Source organism: Pseudomonas brassicacearum subsp. brassicacearum, assembly GCF_008801605.1.
Lineage (GTDB): Bacteria > Pseudomonadota > Gammaproteobacteria > Pseudomonadales > Pseudomonadaceae > Aquipseudomonas > Aquipseudomonas brassicacearum.
The window spans coordinates 1-18,531 of the sequence record NZ_VZPJ01000003.1; the positions used below are offsets into that span (position 1 = coordinate 1).

Annotated in this window: 20 protein-coding genes and 1 pseudogene; 12 read left to right on the forward strand and 9 right to left on the reverse strand. The window is 60.8% G+C overall.

Going from position 1 to position 18,531, the window contains the following annotated elements:
* Positions 1 to 182: 182 nt before the first annotated feature.
* Entirely contained in the window at positions 183 to 509 is a 327-nt protein-coding gene (locus F7R20_RS08540; protein ID WP_003204839.1) for a DUF2025 family protein, read from the reverse strand.
* A 245-nt stretch (positions 510 to 754) separates the two neighbouring features.
* On the opposite strand from F7R20_RS08540, the gene F7R20_RS08545 reads away from it, so the two are divergent.
* The 3 genes from F7R20_RS08545 (at position 755) to F7R20_RS08555 (ending at position 3,520) form a co-directional block, all read left to right on the forward strand.
* On the forward strand, positions 755 to 1,882 hold the full coding sequence (locus tag F7R20_RS08545; RefSeq protein WP_003204842.1) for a glycerophosphodiester phosphodiesterase: 1,128 nt from the start codon (positions 755 to 757) through the stop codon (positions 1,880 to 1,882).
* A 120-nt stretch (positions 1,883 to 2,002) separates the two neighbouring features.
* Positions 2,003 to 2,317 carry a PepSY domain-containing protein gene (locus F7R20_RS08550; RefSeq protein ID WP_003204845.1) on the forward strand — a complete coding sequence of 105 codons (315 nt, stop codon included), beginning with the start codon at positions 2,003 to 2,005 and terminating at the stop codon, positions 2,315 to 2,317.
* Between the two features lie 180 nt (positions 2,318 to 2,497).
* Positions 2,498 to 3,520 (forward strand): transporter, encoded by a 1,023-nt coding sequence (locus F7R20_RS08555; RefSeq protein ID WP_003204846.1) that lies wholly within the window; start codon positions 2,498 to 2,500, stop codon positions 3,518 to 3,520.
* 65 nt (positions 3,521 to 3,585) lie between these two features.
* Here F7R20_RS08555 and F7R20_RS08560 read toward each other — a convergent pair.
* Positions 3,586 to 5,210, reverse strand: a pseudogene (locus tag F7R20_RS08560) (methyl-accepting chemotaxis protein).
* A 333-nt stretch (positions 5,211 to 5,543) separates the two neighbouring features.
* Between F7R20_RS08560 and F7R20_RS31600 the strand changes: the two are divergent.
* From F7R20_RS31600 to F7R20_RS08570, 3 genes are all read left to right on the forward strand, one after another.
* Complete coding sequence (locus F7R20_RS31600; protein WP_003204853.1) at positions 5,544 to 5,687, forward strand: hypothetical protein; 144 nt, start codon at positions 5,544 to 5,546, stop codon at positions 5,685 to 5,687.
* A 37-nt stretch (positions 5,688 to 5,724) separates the two neighbouring features.
* Complete coding sequence (locus F7R20_RS08565; protein WP_003204855.1) at positions 5,725 to 5,955, forward strand: hypothetical protein; 231 nt, start codon at positions 5,725 to 5,727, stop codon at positions 5,953 to 5,955.
* Between the two features lie 102 nt (positions 5,956 to 6,057).
* Positions 6,058 to 7,257 carry an MFS transporter gene (locus tag F7R20_RS08570; RefSeq protein WP_003204857.1) on the forward strand — a complete coding sequence of 400 codons (1,200 nt, stop codon included), beginning with the start codon at positions 6,058 to 6,060 and terminating at the stop codon, positions 7,255 to 7,257.
* On the opposite strand, the gene arfB is transcribed toward F7R20_RS08570, so the two are convergent.
* On the reverse strand, positions 7,254 to 7,667 hold the full coding sequence (gene arfB, locus F7R20_RS08575) for an alternative ribosome rescue aminoacyl-tRNA hydrolase ArfB (RefSeq protein ID WP_003204859.1): 414 nt from the start codon (positions 7,665 to 7,667) through the stop codon (positions 7,254 to 7,256). The two genes, F7R20_RS08570 and arfB, sit on opposite strands and share 4 nt — an antisense overlap.
* 278 nt (positions 7,668 to 7,945) lie before the next feature.
* The gene (locus F7R20_RS08580; RefSeq protein ID WP_003204861.1) at positions 7,946 to 9,367 is read right to left on the reverse strand and encodes an amino acid permease; all 1,422 of its coding nucleotides are present in this window, start codon (positions 9,365 to 9,367) and stop codon (positions 7,946 to 7,948) included.
* 658 nt (positions 9,368 to 10,025) lie between these two features.
* Here F7R20_RS08580 and F7R20_RS31605 point away from each other — a divergent pair.
* Both F7R20_RS31605 and F7R20_RS08585 read left to right on the forward strand, forming a co-directional pair.
* Entirely contained in the window at positions 10,026 to 10,163 is a 138-nt protein-coding gene (locus tag F7R20_RS31605) for a hypothetical protein (RefSeq protein ID WP_003178782.1), read from the forward strand.
* A gap of 92 nt (positions 10,164 to 10,255) precedes the next feature.
* Positions 10,256 to 11,221 (forward strand): M29 family metallopeptidase, encoded by a 966-nt coding sequence (locus F7R20_RS08585; RefSeq protein ID WP_003204863.1) that lies wholly within the window; start codon positions 10,256 to 10,258, stop codon positions 11,219 to 11,221.
* Between the two features lie 207 nt (positions 11,222 to 11,428).
* Here F7R20_RS08585 and rluB read toward each other — a convergent pair whose 3' ends face one another.
* From rluB to F7R20_RS08610, 5 genes are all read right to left on the reverse strand, one after another.
* Entirely contained in the window at positions 11,429 to 12,664 is a 1,236-nt protein-coding gene (gene rluB / locus F7R20_RS08590) for a 23S rRNA pseudouridine(2605) synthase RluB (protein ID WP_003204865.1), read from the reverse strand.
* A 234-nt stretch (positions 12,665 to 12,898) separates the two neighbouring features.
* Entirely contained in the window at positions 12,899 to 13,858 is a 960-nt protein-coding gene (scpB, locus tag F7R20_RS08595) for an SMC-Scp complex subunit ScpB (RefSeq protein ID WP_003204867.1), read from the reverse strand.
* 11 nt (positions 13,859 to 13,869) lie between these two features.
* Positions 13,870 to 14,568: a segregation and condensation protein A gene (locus F7R20_RS08600; protein ID WP_165826070.1), complete on the reverse strand. Its 699-nt coding sequence runs from the start codon at positions 14,566 to 14,568 to the stop codon at positions 13,870 to 13,872.
* A 132-nt stretch (positions 14,569 to 14,700) separates the two neighbouring features.
* A complete protein-coding gene (locus F7R20_RS08605; RefSeq protein WP_003204870.1) occupies positions 14,701 to 15,330 on the reverse strand; it encodes an L-threonylcarbamoyladenylate synthase in 630 nt (209 codons plus the stop codon).
* Positions 15,331 to 15,343: 13 nt separating this feature from the next.
* A complete protein-coding gene (locus F7R20_RS08610) occupies positions 15,344 to 16,207 on the reverse strand; it encodes a PHP domain-containing protein (protein WP_003204872.1) in 864 nt (287 codons plus the stop codon).
* 87 nt (positions 16,208 to 16,294) lie between these two features.
* On the opposite strand from F7R20_RS08610, the gene F7R20_RS08615 reads away from it, so the two are divergent.
* From F7R20_RS08615 to F7R20_RS08630, 4 genes are all read left to right on the forward strand, one after another.
* A complete protein-coding gene (locus tag F7R20_RS08615; protein ID WP_003204874.1) occupies positions 16,295 to 16,891 on the forward strand; it encodes a septation protein A in 597 nt (198 codons plus the stop codon).
* Position 16,892: 1 nt separating this feature from the next.
* Positions 16,893 to 17,192 (forward strand): YciI family protein, encoded by a 300-nt coding sequence (locus F7R20_RS08620; RefSeq protein ID WP_003204875.1) that lies wholly within the window; start codon positions 16,893 to 16,895, stop codon positions 17,190 to 17,192.
* Positions 17,193 to 17,299: 107 nt separating this feature from the next.
* A complete protein-coding gene (locus tag F7R20_RS08625; RefSeq protein ID WP_003204877.1) occupies positions 17,300 to 17,710 on the forward strand; it encodes a hypothetical protein in 411 nt (136 codons plus the stop codon).
* Positions 17,711 to 17,717: 7 nt separating this feature from the next.
* Positions 17,718 to 18,395, forward strand: coding sequence for a response regulator transcription factor (locus F7R20_RS08630; RefSeq protein ID WP_003204879.1), 678 nt, complete (start codon positions 17,718 to 17,720; stop codon positions 18,393 to 18,395).
* The last annotated feature ends 136 nt before the right edge of the window (positions 18,396 to 18,531 follow it).

An 18,531-nucleotide genomic window follows, 5' to 3' on the forward strand; every position in this document is an offset into this window, starting at 1 on the left:
TGTGGGAGCTGAGCTTGCTCGCGATGGCGGTGGGACAGCTTGCAGCGATGTTGAATGTGCCACCCCATCGCGGGCAAGCCTTGCTCCCACATTGAATCTCGAAGGAGGGGCACAGATCCTGCCTTCAGCACAAATCCTCTGTGGGAGCTGAGCTTGCTCCCACCGGGGTGAAGGTCGTGGCTTCAGCCTTCCACCAACTGCCGCACCGCCACGATTTCCGGCAGGTCGCTGCGGGCCATGTACACCCGTAAAGGTTCGGAGAGGTTGATCCGGTCGTCGATGTGCTGGTCCAGCAGCAACTGGATGCGCTCGCGCTTGAGGGCCATGGTGCCGTCCGCCACGGGGGCCCAGACAAATTCGCAGGTGGGGATGATGCCGTCGTCGGCCACGTCCATGCCGAAGGCGTCTTCGCTGAACCGCACGATGTACTGGCCAGTCTTGCGGTTCAGGCCGACAAAACCCTTGAGCTGGTCGGCGGCCTGGCAGATGAATGTCGAAGTGGTGCGCATGGTAAACCTCATGGATACGTCCCTCGGGACGTCTGATCAATGGTTTACACGCAGGGCAAGCGGACACAGGATTTAAGGTTTCCCTCTGCCGGGGAAACTGATGCGGCAAGGGTACTGCAAAGCGGCCTGGAAATGCGTGGGAAAAATCTTCTTTGCACAGGTTTATGTCGGTATGGCGATAGCGCCGACAGCGTTCAGTTGTTAAAAGATAGTTTTTTGCACACACCTACGAAAGGATTTCGAGCATGCCTGTCACCTTCACCCGCACCGCCTTGATGCTGAGCCTGTTGCTCGGCTTCGGCCAGACCCAAGCGTCCGAGGCCCCGAGCCCCAAGGCCCTGGCAGCCCTCCAGGGTATTCCACATCCGGCGGTCATCGCCCATCGCGGCGCCTCGTTCGACGCGCCGGAATCCACCGCTGCTGCCTACAAGCTGGCCCGCGACCTGGGCGCCGACTACCTGGAACTGGACCTGCAACGCAGCAAGGACGGCGTGTTGTTCGTCCTGCATGACGACAGCCTGCTGCGCACAACGGATGTCGCGGTCAAATTCCCCGAGCGCAAGGACAGCACCGCCAACGAATTCACCATGGCGGAGCTCAAAACCCTCGATGCCGGCAGTTGGTTCAACACCGCTTACCCGGACCGCGCGCGACCTTCGTTCGCCGGCCTGAAAATCCTGACCCTCGATGAAGTGATCAATATCGCCGAGGGCAACCCGCAGCAAAAACCCGGGCTGTACATCGAGACCAAGGCGCCGAAGCTGTTCCCCGGCATTGAGCGCGACTTGAAGGACAAACTGCAGGACCGCGGTTGGCTGAGCCCGGCCGGGTCGAAACTGGCCAAGCGCGCCACGGGTGTCGGCCAGGGCAAAGGCAAAGTGGTCTTGCAGACCTTTGAAAAGAGCAGTCTCGAACTGCTGCACAAAGAGATGCCGAAGGTGCCGAAGATCCTGCTGCTGTGGGTGGGCGAAGGCAACATCGAGCCCAAGTCCAAGGTGCCTTTTGCCGAGTCCGGCGAAACGGACAAGGCCGCCTATTACGCCAAGCAGGAACCCAAGGACAAGGCAGAATTCGAAACATGGATTCAGTACGCCAAGGCCCAGGGCGCCATCGGTACTGGGCCGTCCGCGGCGTTGACCCATGGCGGCAGCCAGAGTTACGCGGACCTGGTGCAGCCATGGATGAACCAGTACACCCATGACCAGGGTCTGCTGGTGCATGTCTACACTGTTGATGAGCCGGTGGACTTCAAGAAAGTGATGAACGCCGGCGTGGATGGCATTTTCACCAATCGGGCCAGTGAGTTGCTCAAGTACTTCAAGCGTCCCGAAACAGGCAGTGTGGCGCAACTATTGGAGAAGAACGGTTACTGAGGAATCAGGGCCGGATCGGTGCAGTCGCTGCAAGTTTTCCGAATTAAGGGTGAATTAAGTTGCCACAGATAATCTGAGCCCACTTAAACGAATCACCCTTTAACGACAAAGGAAAGACCTATGAAAACTTTGACTGCCCTGTTTACCGTTGCCGCCCTGACCCTCACCGCTGGCCTGGCCCAGGCGAAGGATGTTCCGGCCACCCAGATTCCCCAACTGGTCAAGGAAGGCAAGATCAAATCAATGGACGAACTTAAACAGATCGTCGAGAAGCTGCACCCGGGAGCGACCATCGGACTTGCTGACTTGGATGAGCGTTTCAACGGTTATGAATACGAAGTTGAAGTACGTTACCCAGATGGCAGAGAGTTTGACGTTGAACTCAATGCCGCTACCGGAGAGGTCTTGGAAAACAAACAAGACCGAGATGACTGATTTAATCCATGTAGAGCCGCGCAACTTTCAAGTTGCGCGGCTCTTTTGCGTGCGTATGTAAACGGCTAACGGTCCAAGTGACACAGCCACCTGTCACAAAACCTTCAAAAAACCCTGCAATGATGCCGCTCAAGTGACCCTGTTGTCGCCGCGACAGGCACTCCCCGCCAGCGAGCCCTCATGAACCACAGCATCGACCAAAGCCATCGCGATCCGGACCTGTTCGGCCTGCTTTACGGATTTCGTTTCCGCCCCGGCGAGCGTGGCAGGGAGATCGATTCGGCCCAGGCCCTGCAAAGCCTGCAACAACCGCAAGACGCCGACGAATTCCTCTGGCTGCACCTGAACCTGGCCCACGCTGCCTGCGAGCGCTGGATGAAAAGCCACCTGGCCTTGCCCCAGGAATTCTTCGAAGCCCTGCACGAAGGCTCGCGCTCGACCCGCATCGAACATGTGGACTCGGCATTGCTGGCGGTGGTGAACGATGTGGTGTTCAACCTCAGCAACCTGGTGTCCTCGGATGTATCGACGTTGTGGGTTTGCGTGCACAGTCGGCTGATCATCAGCGCGCGGCTGCAACCTTTGCACTCGGTCGACAAGCTGCGCTCATCGGTCAAGGCCGGCGAGTGCTTTCGCTCACCGCTGGAACTGCTCGTGCATCTGCTGCGCGACCAAGGCGAAGTGCTGACCCAGATCGTGCGCAAGACCAGCCTCAACGTCGATCAGATCGAAGACCAACTGCTCTCTTCGCGACTGTCCACCAACCGCTCCGAGTTGGGCGCCCAGCGCCGAGTGCTGGTACGCCTGCAACGCCTGCTGGCCCTGGAGCCAGGCTCGTTGCTGCGCCTGCTCAACCGCCCACCGCAATGGCTGCAGAAGGAAGACGTCAAGGAGTTGCGCAAGTCCACCGAGGAGTTCGCCCTGATCATCAACGACCTCACCGCCCTGGGCGAGCGGATCAAGCTGCTGCAGGAAGAGATCGCCGCCAACCTCAACGAACAAAGCAACCGCACGCTGTTCACCCTGACGGTGGTCACGGTCCTGGCATTGCCCATCAACATCATTGCCGGTTTCTTCGGCATGAACGTCGGCGGCGTGCCGCTGGCCGGTGATCCGGAGGGCTTCTGGATCCTGGTGGCGCTGGTGGCAACCTTCACCGTGATTGCAGGCCGATGGGCATTTCGCAAGCGGCGCGATTATTGAGATTGATCCACCTCAGGTTCGCATAAGCTTGTGTGGCGAGGGAGCTTGCTCCCTCGCCACTGGGGTTAGGCACTCAACCGCGCCGTCACTTCATTCAACTGCCCCGACAACCCATGCAAATCCCGACTGGCCGCTTCGGTGCGCTGCACATTGTCGAGGTTGGTGCTGGCGATGCAGGTGATTTCGGTGAGGTTGCGCGAGATGTCTTCGGCCACGGAGGTCTGCTCTTCCGCGGCGGTGGCGATCTGGCGGTTCATGTCGCGAATCGCTTCCACCGCCTGGGTGATGCGTTCCAGCATGGCGCCGGCCTGGGTCACCTGCTCGACACTTTCTTCACTGCGCGACTGCCCGCTTTCGATGGCCTGGGCCGCGTCCACTGCGCCAGTCTGCACGGTCTGGATAATCTGATTGATCTCGATGATCGATGACGCCGTGCGCTGGGCCAAGTTGCGAACCTCATCGGCGACCACCGCGAAACCACGTCCGGCCCCCCCGCCCGGGCCGCTTCGATGGCAGCGTTGAGGGCCAGCAGGTTGGTCTGCTCGGCAATCCCGCGAATCACTTCAAGCACTTTACCGATGCGCCCGCTGTCGGTTTCCAGACGACGGATCACCGTGGCCGTGTTGGCAATCTCGCCGCGCATCTGGGTGATGGTGTGGATAGTGCCCTGCATCACTTTCTCGCCCTGCTGCGCCGAGTGATCGGCATCATCGGCAGCCCGCGCCGCATCGGCGGCATGGCGGGCAACTTCCTGGGCGGTGGCGGACATCTCGTTCATTGCCGTTGCCACCTGATCGGTGCGTTCGAATTGTTCGCTGGTGCCTTGGCTCATCAGGCTGGCGATGGCATTGAGTTCACCGCTGGCACTGTCCAGCTCCGTGGCACTGCGTTGCAGGCGCGTGAAGGTTTCGGCGAGGAAATCGCGCAAGGTATTGGCCGCCAGGGCGAGATCGCCCAGTTCGTCCTGGCGATTGCTGACGACCCGCTCGGAAAAACGACCGTGACTCAATTGGGTCACGTATGCGATCAGGTTGCGGATAGGCTGCACCAGATTGCGGTTGACCATCCACAGGCTGAACACCCCAATCAGCAGGCCTGAGACCAGCATCACCACAGTACCCAGCAGAATGGTCCGGTCGGCCCCGGTACTGATCGACACCGATTGCTCGCTGCCCATCTTGTGCAACTCGGCGACCAGCTCACTCATCTGCTCACTGGCAGCACGGTCGACGCCCTTGACCGCTGCATCACCAGCCGTCGCATCAGCACCTGCCGCCACAAACGCGTCCCGGCCCTTCTGGTACGCCGAACCCAACTGACGGTGTTCGTCCCGCAGGCGTTCAATGCGCGCCTTGATTTGGGCTGGGAGGTCCTTGTGCCCGATCAACTCACCCAGAATGCCCTGGACATCGTGCTGGCGTTCCTCGAATTGCTTCCAGTACTTATCCAGGTCCGCTGGCTGCTTGCCGCGCAACAGGACGTTTTTCCATTCCTGGACCTGCACCTTGAATTGCAGGTTGGCCTCGTCGATCAATTGTGAGGCGCGCAACGGGCCATCAATCAGCTGGCGATAATTCTGGACACCCTCGGACAGGAAATGGAAGGACGCCAGGGCGATCAGCAGCATCGCCAACAGACTGCCGCTGAGCAAGGCAAGGATCTGGGCTCTCAAGGATTTTTGTAGAAACATGGAAAGAATCTCGTGGGGGTAAAAAGAGCTAACGACGCCCCGACTTCCATGTCCGGTGTCGAAACCGAATGCCAAAGGATTTGTACAGACCATCGGCCTTGCAGAGGCATTCTTGAGCCTTGCCGACCACTGGTAACGGCCGGTAGCCGGGGCTGAAAAAGTTGCGCCAGGACGCCGCACGGAGGGATTGGTCATGACTTGTCCAGACAATCCCTTTTGTCGGCCCGACGGGATTTAAAAGTCTTTTTGTCATTTCTCCTGCTGTATCCTGCCCAGGCTTTGTAAAAGCGCGGATCTACCAGATCTATCCACAGACCTTGCGAGGAGCGCGATATGCACGAGATCCCTAATCTCCCCTTCCCAAGCCTGCACGACACTGAGCAGACGACCACGCTACAAGCCGGGGGGCAAGCAGACGCCCAGCAACCCGAGCCTAAAGAAGCCACTGAACGCCGCCAGGCCGACAGCGAAGACTGATTGACCCGCACCACCAGACCGTGTGGAAAGCGCTAAGATGCGCTTTCCACACTGCCTGAATCCCGAGCCCTCCATGACCGATGACACCCCTCCATTCAGCGAAGCCCAGGCCAGCGTGCTGATCGGCACTGCCGAAAAAATGGTCGAGATCTGGACCCGCCTTCCTGCCGAGAAACAAGCAGCCCTGCTGGCGCGCTTTGGCAGCGAAGAAAACGCCATCGCCGCACTGGTGACCACACGCCTGGTCAGCGGTGAGAACGGCAGCTGAACCACCATTGGGCAAATAGTTTTACTTTTCCCCGCCCTGACCCCACGGTCGCCGTTATCATAAGCAGCCTACCTATCCTGCTGCTCCGTGGACCTTTACCCCATGTCAGATTCCCAGCGCCCCCTGGCGGTCACGCTGCAAGTCGTTTCCATCGTCCTGTTCACATTCATCGGCTACCTGAATATCGGCATTCCCCTGGCCGTACTGCCCGGGTTCGTCCACGGCGAACTGGGCTTCGGCGCGGTGATCGCCGGGTTGGTGATCAGCGTGCAATACCTGGCCACTCTGCTCAGTCGTCCTTATGCAGGGCGAATCATCGATAACCTGGGAAGCAAGCGCGCGGTGATGTTCGGCCTCGCCGGCTGCGGGCTGAGTGGTGTGTTCATGCTGGTGTCTGCCTGGACGCCCCACCTGCCAACGTTCAGCCTGATCAGCCTGCTGATCGGTCGCCTGGTGCTCGGTAGCGCGGAAAGCCTGGTGGGCTCCGGTTCGATTGGCTGGGGCATCGGCCGGGTCGGCGCGGCGAATACCGCCAAGGTGATTTCCTGGAACGGTATCGCCAGTTACGGCGCGCTGGCGATTGGCGCACCGCTGGGGGTGTGGCTGGTCAATGCGCTGGGGCTATGGAGCATGGGCGTGAGCATTATCTTGCTCGGCTTGCTGGGGTTGGCATTGGCCTGGCGCAAAACCGCCGCGCCCATCGTCACTGGCGAACGCCTGCCGTTCATGCACGTGCTGGGGCGTGTGCTGCCACACGGCTGCGGCCTGGCCCTGGGTTCCATCGGGTTTGGCACCATCGCGACCTTCATCACCCTGTACTACGCCACCCAGCACTGGGACAACGCCGTGCTGTGCCTGAGCCTGTTCGGCGCCAGCTTCATCGGCGCGCGCCTGCTGTTCGGCAACCTGATCAACCGTCTGGGCGGCTTTCGTGTGGCGATTGCCTGCCTGTCGGTGGAAACCCTGGGCCTGTTGCTGTTGTGGCTCGCACCGGATGCCCACTGGGCCCTGGCGGGCGCGGCGTTGAGCGGCTTCGGCTTTTCCCTGGTGTTTCCGGCGCTGGGCGTGGAAGCGGTCAACCTGGTGCCGGCCTCCAGCCGCGGGGCGGCGGTGGGTGCTTATTCACTGTTCATTGATTTGTCGCTGGGGATCACCGGACCGCTGGCCGGTGCGATTGCCGCGGGCTTCGGCTTTGCCTCGATCTTTCTATTCGCCGCACTGGCGGCCCTGGGCGGGTTGGCATTGAGCGTCTACCTGTACCGACAGGCGCCGAGGCATCGCCAGGAACGGGAGAAAAGCTAGAAGTCCACCTTGCCGCGCCCGGCCTTGATCGAGCCGCGCTTGGTCTTGGATTCCAGGCGACGCTTTTTCGAACCCAGGGTCGGTTTTGTCGGACAGCGCTTCTTTTCGACCTTGGTGGCGCTGAGGATCAGTTCGGTCAGGCGCTCCAGGGCATCGGCCCGGTTCTGTTCCTGCGTACGGTATTGCTGGGCCTTGATGATCAATACACCATCGCTGGTAATGCGACTGTCGCGCAGGGCCAGCAGCCGCTCCTTGTAGAACTCGGGCAGCGACGAGGCCGGAATGTCGAAGCGCAAATGCACAGCGCTGGAGACCTTGTTGACGTTCTGCCCCCCTGCCCCTTGGGCGCGGATGGCCGTCAGCTCGATCTCGGCGTCCGGGATGTGCACGGTGTTGGAAATCGCCAGCATGGAAAGTATCCGGTATCAGGACCCACAGGATACTCGAAACCGCTGGAATGAGGCTTGTGAGAGCCTGGCCTGTGGAGAGGTCTGTGGGAGTCTGGCCTGTGGAGAGGTCTGTGGGAGCAAGGCTTGCCCGCGATGAACGGTAATGCGGTTTATCGATAAATCGCGGTGACTGCATCGCGGGCAAGCCTTGCTCCCACAGGCCTTGTTCCCACAGATTTTGTACCTTCCTTGAACGACAAACCCGGCACTTGGCCGGGTTTGTTGTATTTCAGGCTTGCTTACTTGGTGGCAGCCGCCACAGCCAGTTCATGCTGGGCACTGCGCTTGTTCTTGATCACGTAGCACACCCACATGAACACCACCCACACCGGAATCGCATAGACCGATACCTGGATGCCGGGGATCAGCAACATCACGCCCAGGATGAACACCACGAACGCCAGGCAGATGTAGTTGCCGTACGGGTACCACAGCGCCTTGAACAGCGGCGTCTGGCGGGTCTGGTTCATGTGCTGGCGGAACTTGAAGTGCGAGTAGCTGATCATCGCCCAGTTGATCACCAGGGTCGCGACCACCAGCGACATCAGCAGCTCCAGCGCATGCTGCGGGATCAGGTAGTTCAACAGCACCGCCACCAGCGTGACAGCCGCCGACGCGAGGATCGAACGCACCGGCACGCCGCGCTTGTCGATCTTGGACAAGGCCTTGGGCGCATCGCCCTGCTCGGCCATGCCCAGCAACATGCGGCTGTTGCAATAGGTGCCGCTGTTGTACACCGACAGCGCGGCGGTGAGCACCACGAAGTTGAGGATATGCGCCGCAGTGTTGCTGCCCAGCATCGAGAACACCTGCACGAACGGGCTGCCGCTGTAGGCATCGCCGGAAGCGTTGAGCGTGGTCAGCAGGCTGTCCCAAGGGGTCAGGGACAACAGCACCACGAGCGCACCGATGTAGAAAATCAGGATCCGGTAGATCACCTGGTTGATGGCCTTGGGGATCACGGTTTTCGGTTTGTCGGCCTCAGCGGCGGTGAAACCGAGCATTTCCAGGCCACCGAAAGAGAACATGATGATCGCCATGGCCATCACCAGCCCGCTCACACCGTTGGGGAAGAACCCGCCGTGGGACCACAGGTTGGTCACCGACGCCTGCGGCCCGCCATGGCCACTGACCAGCAAATAGCTGCCCAGGGCAATCATGCCGACAATCGCCACGACCTTGATGATCGCGAACCAGAACTCGGCCTCGCCGAAGACTTTGACGTTGGCCAGGTTGATGGCGTTGATCAGGATGAAAAATGCCGCCGCCGAGACCCAGGTCGGAATGTCCGGGGCCCAGTAATGGATGTACTTGCCGACTGCAGTCAGTTCGGACATGCCTACCAGGATGTAGAGAATCCAGCAGTTCCAACCCGAGAGGAACCCGGCGAAACCGCCCCAGTACTTATGGGCAAAGTGGCTGAAGGAACCGGCCACCGGCTCTTCGACGATCATTTCACCCAACTGGCGCATGATCATGAAGGCGATGAAGCCGCAGATGGCGTAGCCAAGGATCATCGACGGGCCGGCTGATTTCAGCACCCCCGCCGAGCCGAGGAACAGGCCGGTGCCGATCGCACCACCGAGGGCGATCAGTTGAATGTGGCGATTTTTCAGGCCGCGCTTCAGCTCGCCCGAATGCGTATTTTCTACAACGGTCATGCGTCACCTATTTGTTTTTATCTGTGACGAAATCGAACCCGACACGCTTATGACGTGGCGGAGTGAACAAGGCGGATAACCTTGAAAATGCGTGGGTACGCTAAGGGTCACAGTAAAACGCCGCGCATTGTACACTGCGGCCCTCCTGCTGCCAGACACCACCGGATCAGCGTCTTACCCCGCACTTCAGGTATGGCGCGCATCTGACCCTTCCCCTTGGCCTGAAACAAGCGCTGCGAAGTATCAGAAAACTCGTCAAACCGGGGCCCTCGGCAGCTTTTTCTTACAGCCATCCGAAACGCCGATAGAGGCCCGTTCACAAGGCAAAAATCGTCAGCATTCCTTTACGGTGCGTAACGCAAACTTTCCAAGCAGGAAATTTCCGGGGGCTGACTGCAAATTGACGGTAGGTAGCTACCTATTTAAAAAAACACCCAGGCGGCTGTTTTTGAATGACTAATGCCGTCGCTGAAAATGGAACAAAAAGTTCAAACAAAAAAAATAAAATTATTTTTTTGCAATCCAAAAATCCCTCGACTAGGTTTTCAGCGACTTGCCCAGGCATCGTGCCGACAAGTTCTGCGGTGCCGTTGCCGGCCTGTTTCCATTCGCCGAATCGAGCCGCTTATTTCCGTAAAAGTCATCTAGGAGATTCACTATGCAAGCACTGGACAAAGACTTGGAAACCGAACTGCAACTGGACGAATGGTTTGAAGCCCCAACCCATGAAGCCGCCGTTGAAATGATGCAGGCCGATGCCGTCGTTCCATTCGGCACGGCGATGTGGCCTCTGTAGGCACCGCCCGGCGGAGGCGATCCGGCCGGTCGACTCCGCCACTTTTGCCGGTTGTCAGGGACGTTTAATGAACTTGTCAGGGAAGAATAAGCATGGACACACAACGAGCCATCTCACATTTCCTTTACTACCTCGAACACCATCCCGCCCTGGCCGGCATCCAGCCCGCCAAGGTGTTGCTCGGCCATACCGCTGACTACGAAGCGCTGACCGGCGCCATCGCCGAACAGGCCGGCAGCGGCTCGCCCTTCCGGTTCAGCGCCATGCGCCTGGACCTTGAACCCACGGAACGCCTGTCCAAGGCCATTGCCGACAGCGATCTGTATATTTTCTTCTACGACTCCTCCACCCTGCCCAACCCTCGCCCCGACGGCCCGGACTTTGTCCGCGCACTGCAAGGCGTGATGGCCGACAACTGGAAGAAATCGCTGCTGTTCAAGGACTACGGCGACTACTTCTATGACACTTTCAGCGTGATTCCCCAGCGTATCGCCGGGCTCAACAGTCACCTGATCCGGCGCATGTCCCAGGCGACGACCCTGAGTTTCCAGGATGACCACGGTTCGTATTTCGACACCGCCCTGGGCGGCGTGAAGAAATGGACCGACATCAACGGCCTCGGCAACTACGATCTGGCCCCCGGCGAAATCGCTACTCACAGCGACACCATCAATGGCCGAGTGAATTTTGTCGGCACCTTCCTGAGCACCATCCCGTTCGCGCGCAAATACGGCGTCCTGCAATCGCCGCTGGAGCTGTGGATCGAAGACTCCACCATCCAGAAAATCGCCACCGAGGTGCCGGGTCTGGAGCACGACTTCAACAAATACCTGGACGCCAACCCGTCCAACCGCCGCATCGAGGAACTGGGGATCGGCACCAACGAAGGGGTCAAGAGCCTGTACGCCCGCAATGCCGGTTTCGAGGAGCGCCATTGCGGCCTGCACCTGGGGCTCGGCGGCGGGGCCAAGGGCAGCCATCACCTGGATCTGATTTTCGAGAAGGGGATGTTGGCGCTGGATAATGAGCCGATGTTTGATGGGCGGTTTGTGCTTTAGGTTGGGATTTCTGCAAGGCTGATGCCTCCATCGCGAGCAAGCTCGCTCCCACACTGGAACGGTGTCGAACACCTATCTCCATCCACCGAAGATCAACTGTGGGAGCGAGCTTGCTCGCGATAGCGAACTCACCGGCACCGCATCACTAAAGTCTGCTCAAAAAAAAGCCAACTCGAAAGTTGGCTTTTTTTCATGGGCGCTCGCCGATCACTCCGGCTTACGACGCCCAAACCCCGGACGCTGTCCCGAACCTGCCGGTGCACCACGGCGTTTACCCGATGGCGCATCGCGATCGGCCAGGACGATACCCGGGCGCTTTTTCGGCGCGGGCTTGGCCGGGCGCTTGGTGTCGGCCGGGCGATCGGCGACTGGCGTACCGCGGCCAGCCGGAGCACCGCGCCCTTCACCACGTTCAGTCCGACCGTTGGCCGGACGCGGCGTGCGTGGACCACGCTCACCGTCCTGACGCGGAGCAGGCTTGCGGGCCGGGCGTTCGCCTTCGATCTGCGGCTCGCGCGAAGGACGCGGACCGGTCGGTGCGCCTTCGGCAGCCGGACGCAGCGTACGCACGCGCTCGGTCTTGCCCATCGGGCGCGAGGATTTACGCTGCATCCGCTCCAGCTTGTCCTTGCTCTTGGCGGTCATCTGCGGCATTGCCACGGGCTTGAGGCCCACTTCGGCTGCCAGGATGTCGACTTCGTACTGGCTCATTTCGCGCCAGCGGCCCATCGGCAGGTCGGAATTGAGGAACACCGGACCGAAACGCACGCGCTTGAGGCGGCTGACCACCAGCCCCTGGGATTCCCACAGGCGACGTACTTCACGGTTACGACCTTCCATCACCACGCAGTGGTACCAGTGGTTGAAGCCTTCACCGCCGGGCGCCTGCTTGATGTCGGTGAAACGCGCCGGGCCGTCTTCCAGCACGACGCCGGCCTTGAGGCGCTCGATCATCTCGTCGTCGACTTCGCCACGCACACGCACGGCGTATTCGCGGTCCATCTCGTAGGACGGGTGCATCAAGCGGTTGGCCAGTTCACCGTCGGTGGTGAACATCAGCAAACCGGTGGTGTTGATGTCCAGGCGACCGATGTTGATCCAACGGCCTTCTTTGGGACGCGGCATCTTGTCGAACACGGTCGGACGGCCTTCCGGGTCGTCACGGGTGCAGATCTCGCCGTCGGGCTTGTTGTACATGATCACGCGACGCACCGTTTCGGCGGCCTCTTCGCGCTTGATCACCTTGCCATCGATGGTGATGGCGTCGTGCATGTCGACACGCAGGCCCAAGGTGGCATCTTTGCCATTGACCTTGATCCGGCCCTGGGTGATCCAGGCTTCCACGTCACGGCGCGAGCCGACGCCGATACGGGCGAGGACTTTTTGCAGCTTTTCGCCTGCTGGGCCGATTTCCTGGCTGTCGTTCTGGTCTTGGTCTTTCATTCTGGGCACCTCCCGGTGTGGTCGAGCCAGGCTTGGCCTGACGCTTTGAAAACGGGTCTTCGACGAAGGGATCGCCAAAGGGTCGCGAATCATACGCTCGTTGAGGCGATTGCGCATCAGAGACTAGCTGATCAACGCGCGCCCGGCGCTTTTTCCGCCGACCGGTGCGGCGCACGAATCATGTGGGAGCGAGCTTGCTCGCGATAGCGGAGGTCCAATCACCAAAAAATCGGATCAGTCGTCGAACTGTCGCCGTTCGTTCTCGATCGCTTCGGCCAAGGCCCGGGCTTCGGCTTCTTCATCACTCAGTTCGGGTTCCGGCAGCTGGAGGGCGGCGACGGCGGCCAGCAGCTTTTCCCGGGCTTGGGCAACGCCGAGGATGTCTTCTTCCGGTTCCGGTTCCGCTTCTGGCTCTGGCTCTGGTTCCGCCTCGCTGTCAGGCTCCGGCAACTCATCTGTCTCGCTTTCTGGCCCCGGCCCCTCACGCAGCAGGTCGTCGAAATCGGTCTTCAAGCCCTCCTCCATGGTGTCCAGCTCCAGCAACAACGAGTGGAAACTGGTCTCTTCCTTCGGCTCCTCGGGCTCGGCACTGGCGTCGGCCAGTTCCTGCAGGCCCTGGGGCACCGGGGCGTCGTCGAACTCCAGCATAGGCTCGGGTTCCAGCTCCCGCAGTTCGGCCAGTGGCGGCAAATCATCGAGGTTCTTCAGGTTGAAGTGATCGAGAAAGGCCTTGGTGGTGGCGAACATCGCCGGTTTGCCCGGCACATCTCGATAGCCGACGACACGGATCCACTCGCGCTCCAACAGCGTCTTGACGATATGGCTGTTGACCGCCACGCCGCGCACATCTTCGATCTCGCCACGGGTGATCGGTTGGCGATAGGCAATCAATGCCATGGTTTCGAGCATGGCGCGGGAGTAGCGCTGCGGCCGCTCCTCCCACAGGCGCCCGACCCATGGCGCGAACTTCTCGCGGATCTGCAGGCGATAACCGGACGCCACTTCCTTGAGCTCGAAGGCCCGCCCCTCGCAGGATTTGCCCAACAGCGTCAGGGCTTTCTTGAATACGGCCGGCTCAGGTCGTTCGCCTTCTTCGAAGAGTTCGAACAGGCGCTCCATCGATTGCGGCTTTCCCGAGGCCAACAGGAAAGCTTCAAGCAAGGGGGCCAGCTCGCGGGGTTCAGTCAGATTCATTGATTTGCTCGTTATTCGGCTCGTGCCCGCACGTGGATCGCTGCGAACGGCTCATTCTGCACCAGCTCGACCAAGGATTCCTTGACCAATTCCAGGACCGCCATAAACGTCACAACGACACCCAAGCGCCCCTCCTCGGCGGTGAACAGCTCGACGAACGGCACGAAGCCGCCGCCCTTGAGCCGCTCCAGCACATCGCTCATGCGCTCGCGGGTGGACAGCGCTTCGCGGCTGACCTGGTGACTTTCAAACATATCGCCCCGGCGCAGGACCTCGGCCATGGACATCAGCAACTCTTCCAGGCTCACATCCGGCAGCAACTTGCGCGCCCGCGCCTCGGGGGCATCGAGCTTGGGCACCACCACGTCGCGCCCGACCCGGTTCAATCCATCGAGGCCTTCGGCTGCGACCTTGAAGCGTTCGTACTCCTGCAAGCGGCGGATCAGTTCGGCCCGCGGGTCGTCTTCTTCCGCTTCGACCTCTGCCGAGCGCGGCAGCAGCATCCGCGACTTGATCTCGGCCAGCATGGCCGCCATCACCAGGTACTCGGCCGCCAGTTCCAGGCGCACCGACTGCATCAACTCGACGTAGCCCATGTACTGGCGGGTGATTTCCGCCACCGGGATGTCGAGGATGTTGATGTTCTGTTTGCGGATCAGGTACAGCAGCAGGTCAAGCGGGCCCTCGAAGGCTTCGAGGAACACTTCCAGCGCATCCGGCGGAATGTACAGGTCCAGGGGCATTTCCATGACCGCCTGGCCATAGACCATGGCGAACGGCAGCTCCTGCTGCGCGCCGGCCTGGCTGTCTGTGCGGTCCACGGCGGTTTCCACGGCGGACATTCAGGCCTCGACCATGAACGGCGTCGGATCGCCACAACCGACACGCACCACCTGGGGCTCGCCATCGGCCAGGTTGATCACCGTGGACGCCGACATGCCGCCGAAACCGCCGTCGATGATCAGGTCCACCTGATGCTCGAGGATCTGGCGCATTTCATAGGGATCGGTCAACGGCTCGCTCTCGCCGGGCATGATCAGCGTCACGCTCATCAGCGGCTCACCCAGTTCCGCCAGCAGCGCCAGGGCAATGGGATGGCTCGGCACCCGCAGGCCGATGGTGCGTTTTTTCGGGTGCAGCAACAGCCGCGGGACTTCCCGCGTGGCATTGAGAATAAAGGTGTATGGCCCCGGCAAATGCGCCTTGAGCAGGCGGAAGGTGCCGGTGTCGATCTTGGCGAACAGGCCCAACTGCGACAGGTCGCTGCAGATGAGCGCGAAGTTGTGCTTGTCGTCCAGTTGACGCAGGCGTCGTACCCGCTCCACGGCATTCTTGTCGCCGATCTGGCAACCGATGGCGTAGGACGAGTCGGTGGGATAGACCACCACGCCACCGCCACGAATGATTTCCACGGCCTGTTTGATCAGGCGCGCTTGCGGGTTTTCCGGATGAATCTGGAAAAATTGACTCACGTGTTCTACCTGTTCAGACGGCGGCGGTAACGGGATCATGTTTGAATCTACACCATAGTGGTGGCAGATCTTCCGGCAACGGGCGGTATTCGCCAATCTCGGACCAGCCCCCAGGGCCATGGAAATCACTGCCGGCGGTAACCAGCAGGCCGAACTCACGGGCCAGTATCGCCAGGCTGCCGACCTGCTCGGCAGGCTGATGGCCGTTGACCACCTCAATGGCATGGCCCCCCGCTTGAATATAGTCGGCGACCAGGCGACGGCGCTTGCTGCGAGTGAAGTCATAATGCCATGGATGTGCCAGGCTGACCCATGCGCCAGCGGCCCGCAGGGTCTCGACGGTTTCTTCCAGCGTCGGCCAGTGCTGCTTGACGTCCCCCAGCTTGCCGGCCCCCAGCCATTTGCGAAACGCTTCGGCGCGGTCCTTGACGAACCCTTCGCGCACCATCCAGTCGGCAAAATGTGGGCGGGCCGGTGCGTTGCCGCTGTCGCCCAGTTCCTGCTGGATCTGCCGGGCGCCGTCCAGCGCACCGGGCATGCCCTTGAGGGCCAGCTTGCGGCTGATCTCTTCGGAACGCAGCCAGCGCCCGTCGCGCAGCTGTGCGATGGCCTGGACCAAAGCGGGCGCATTCACATCGAAACCATAGCCCAGCACATGAATGGTCGCCCCGCCCCAGGTACACGACAACTCGACCCCATTGACCAGCTGCATGCCCAGCGCCGTGGCGGCGCTGCGGGCCTCGTCGAGGCCTTCGAGGGTGTCGTGATCGGTCAGGGCCAGGACTCGCACGCCGTGCTCGAACGCCCGCGCCACCAGAACCGCAGGCGCCAGGGCGCCATCGGAGGCCGTGCTATGGCAGTGCAAATCAACATTCACGAGAGTTTGTTACCTCAAATCAGCTGGCCCTATCGCGGCCAAGGATGTTTGTTATTATGCCGCCACATCCTGCTTCTGGCTGCCACTGTGAAACAATTCATCGACTTCATCCCGCTCCTGCTGTTTTTCATCGTCTACAAACTTGATCCCCGGGCCGTCGACTTCGCCGGTCATTCCTTGACTGTAGGCGGTATTTACAGCGCCACCGCAGTGCTGATCATCAGCTCCCTGGTGGTCTACGGCGCACTCTTCGTGTCCCAGCGCAAGCTGGAGAAGAGCCAGTGGCTGACCCTGATCGCCTGCCTCGTGTTCGGCAGCCTGACCCTGGCCTTCCACAGCGAAACCTTCCTCAAATGGAAGGCCCCGGTGGTCAACTGGCTGTTCGCCCTGGCCTTCATAGGCAGCCACTTCATCGGTGACCGCTTGCTGATCAAGCGCATCATGGGCCATGCCATCAACCTGCCGGAACTGATCTGGACCCGGTTGAACATCGCCTGGATCGCCTTCTTCCTGTTCTGCGGTGCCGCCAACCTGTTCGTTGCGTTCACGTTCCAGGAGTACTGGGTCGACTTCAAGGTCTTCGGTAGCCTGGGCATGACGCTGTTGTTCCTGATTGGCCAGGGTATCTACCTGTCCCGTCATCTGCATGATGCCGACCCCACCACGCCAAAAACCGAGGACTGACATGCTCTACGCAATCATTGCTACCGACGTCGCCAACTCCCTGGAAAAACGCCAGGCCGCTCGTCCCGCGCACCTGGAGCGCCTGCAAAAACTCCAGAACGAAGGCCGCGTAGTGCTGGCCGGCCCGCATCCGGCGGTGGACAGCAACGACCCGGGCGCCGCAGGTTTCAGCGGCAGCCTGATGGTGGTCGAATTCGACTCCCTGTCCGCTGCGCAGCAATGGGCCGAGGCCGACCCGTTCGTTGCGGCCGGCGTCTATGCCAATGTCGTGGTCAAGCCATTCAAGCAAGTCATGCCGTAAATGCCCCTGGCGCGATGAGCCTTCACGGCTCATTGCCCCCAGTTGCTCATCTTTCTCATTTGCCTGCCGACAACCTGTCTAATCTCGATTGGAATTCAGGAGTTGCAATGCGCAAAGGTCCGTTGTGCCTGTTATTGGTCACGTTGGCGATCGGGGCACCCGCCCATGGCGAGGAGAACGCCGAGGGCAGTCATTCGACGCCTTTGTCCCTGAGTGCCGGCGGCCAGATCGCCGAACTGCAGCAACGCTTGAAAGACAGCGAACGCCAGCGCGAAGAACTGAGCAAGCAATTGCAAAGCGCCGACACCGAGCGCGAGAGCGCATTGCTGGGCCGGTTGCGCCAGGAGAACCAACGCCTGAAGCTGCAACTCAAGGAAGCCCAGGCCAGCCCCCTGCCACGCCTGTTGACCGATCAACAGCAATGGTTTGTCATCGGTGCCGGGGTAGCGCTATTGGCCCTGCTCTGCGGTATCTTTGCCAGCGGTGGACGTAGACAACGTCGGCAATGGCTAAATTGAGTGAGTCATGAGCGAGCTGTTACTGATAGACGATGACCAGGAGCTGTGCGAGCTCCTTGTAAGCTGGTTGAGCCAGGAAGGTTTTCAGGTCCGGGCCTGTCACGATGGCCAAAGTGCCCGCAAGGCCCTGGCCGAAACCGCCCCGGCAGCCGTGGTACTGGACGTGATGCTGCCCGACGGCAGTGGCCTGGAACTGCTCAAGCAATTGCGCAGCGATCACCCGGAGCTGCCGGTGCTGATGCTGTCGGCCCGGGGTGAACCGCTGGACCGTATCCTCGGCCTGGAACTGGGCGCCGATGACTACCTGGCCAAGCCCTGCGACCCACGTGAACTGACCGCCCGCCTGCGCGCCGTGCTGCGCCGCAGCCACCCGACGGCCGTGTCCAGCCAGATCGAACTGGGTGACCTGACTTTCAGCCCGGTGCGCGGCGTGGTCAGCATCGATGAACAGGAACAAACCCTCACCGTTTCCGAAAGCCGCCTGCTCGAAGCGTTGCTCAAGCAGCCGGGCGAGCCGCTGGACAAGCAGGAACTGGCGCAGATCGCCCTGGGCCGCAAGCTGACCCTGTACGACCGCAGCCTCGACATGCACGTGAGCAACCTGCGCAAGAAAATCGGCCCCCACCCCGACGGCCGCCCGCGCATCGTGGCGCTGCGTAGCCGTGGTTACTACTACAGCCTCTGAACACTGCGCCGCGGGGCTGTGGGAGCAAAGCTTGCTCGCGATGCAGGCGCCTGGGTTCCCTCGGAGACCGCGTTATTTTCATCGCGGGCAAGCCTAGCTCCCACAGGGCTTTGTGTCCGGCCCTGCAGATTTGTCA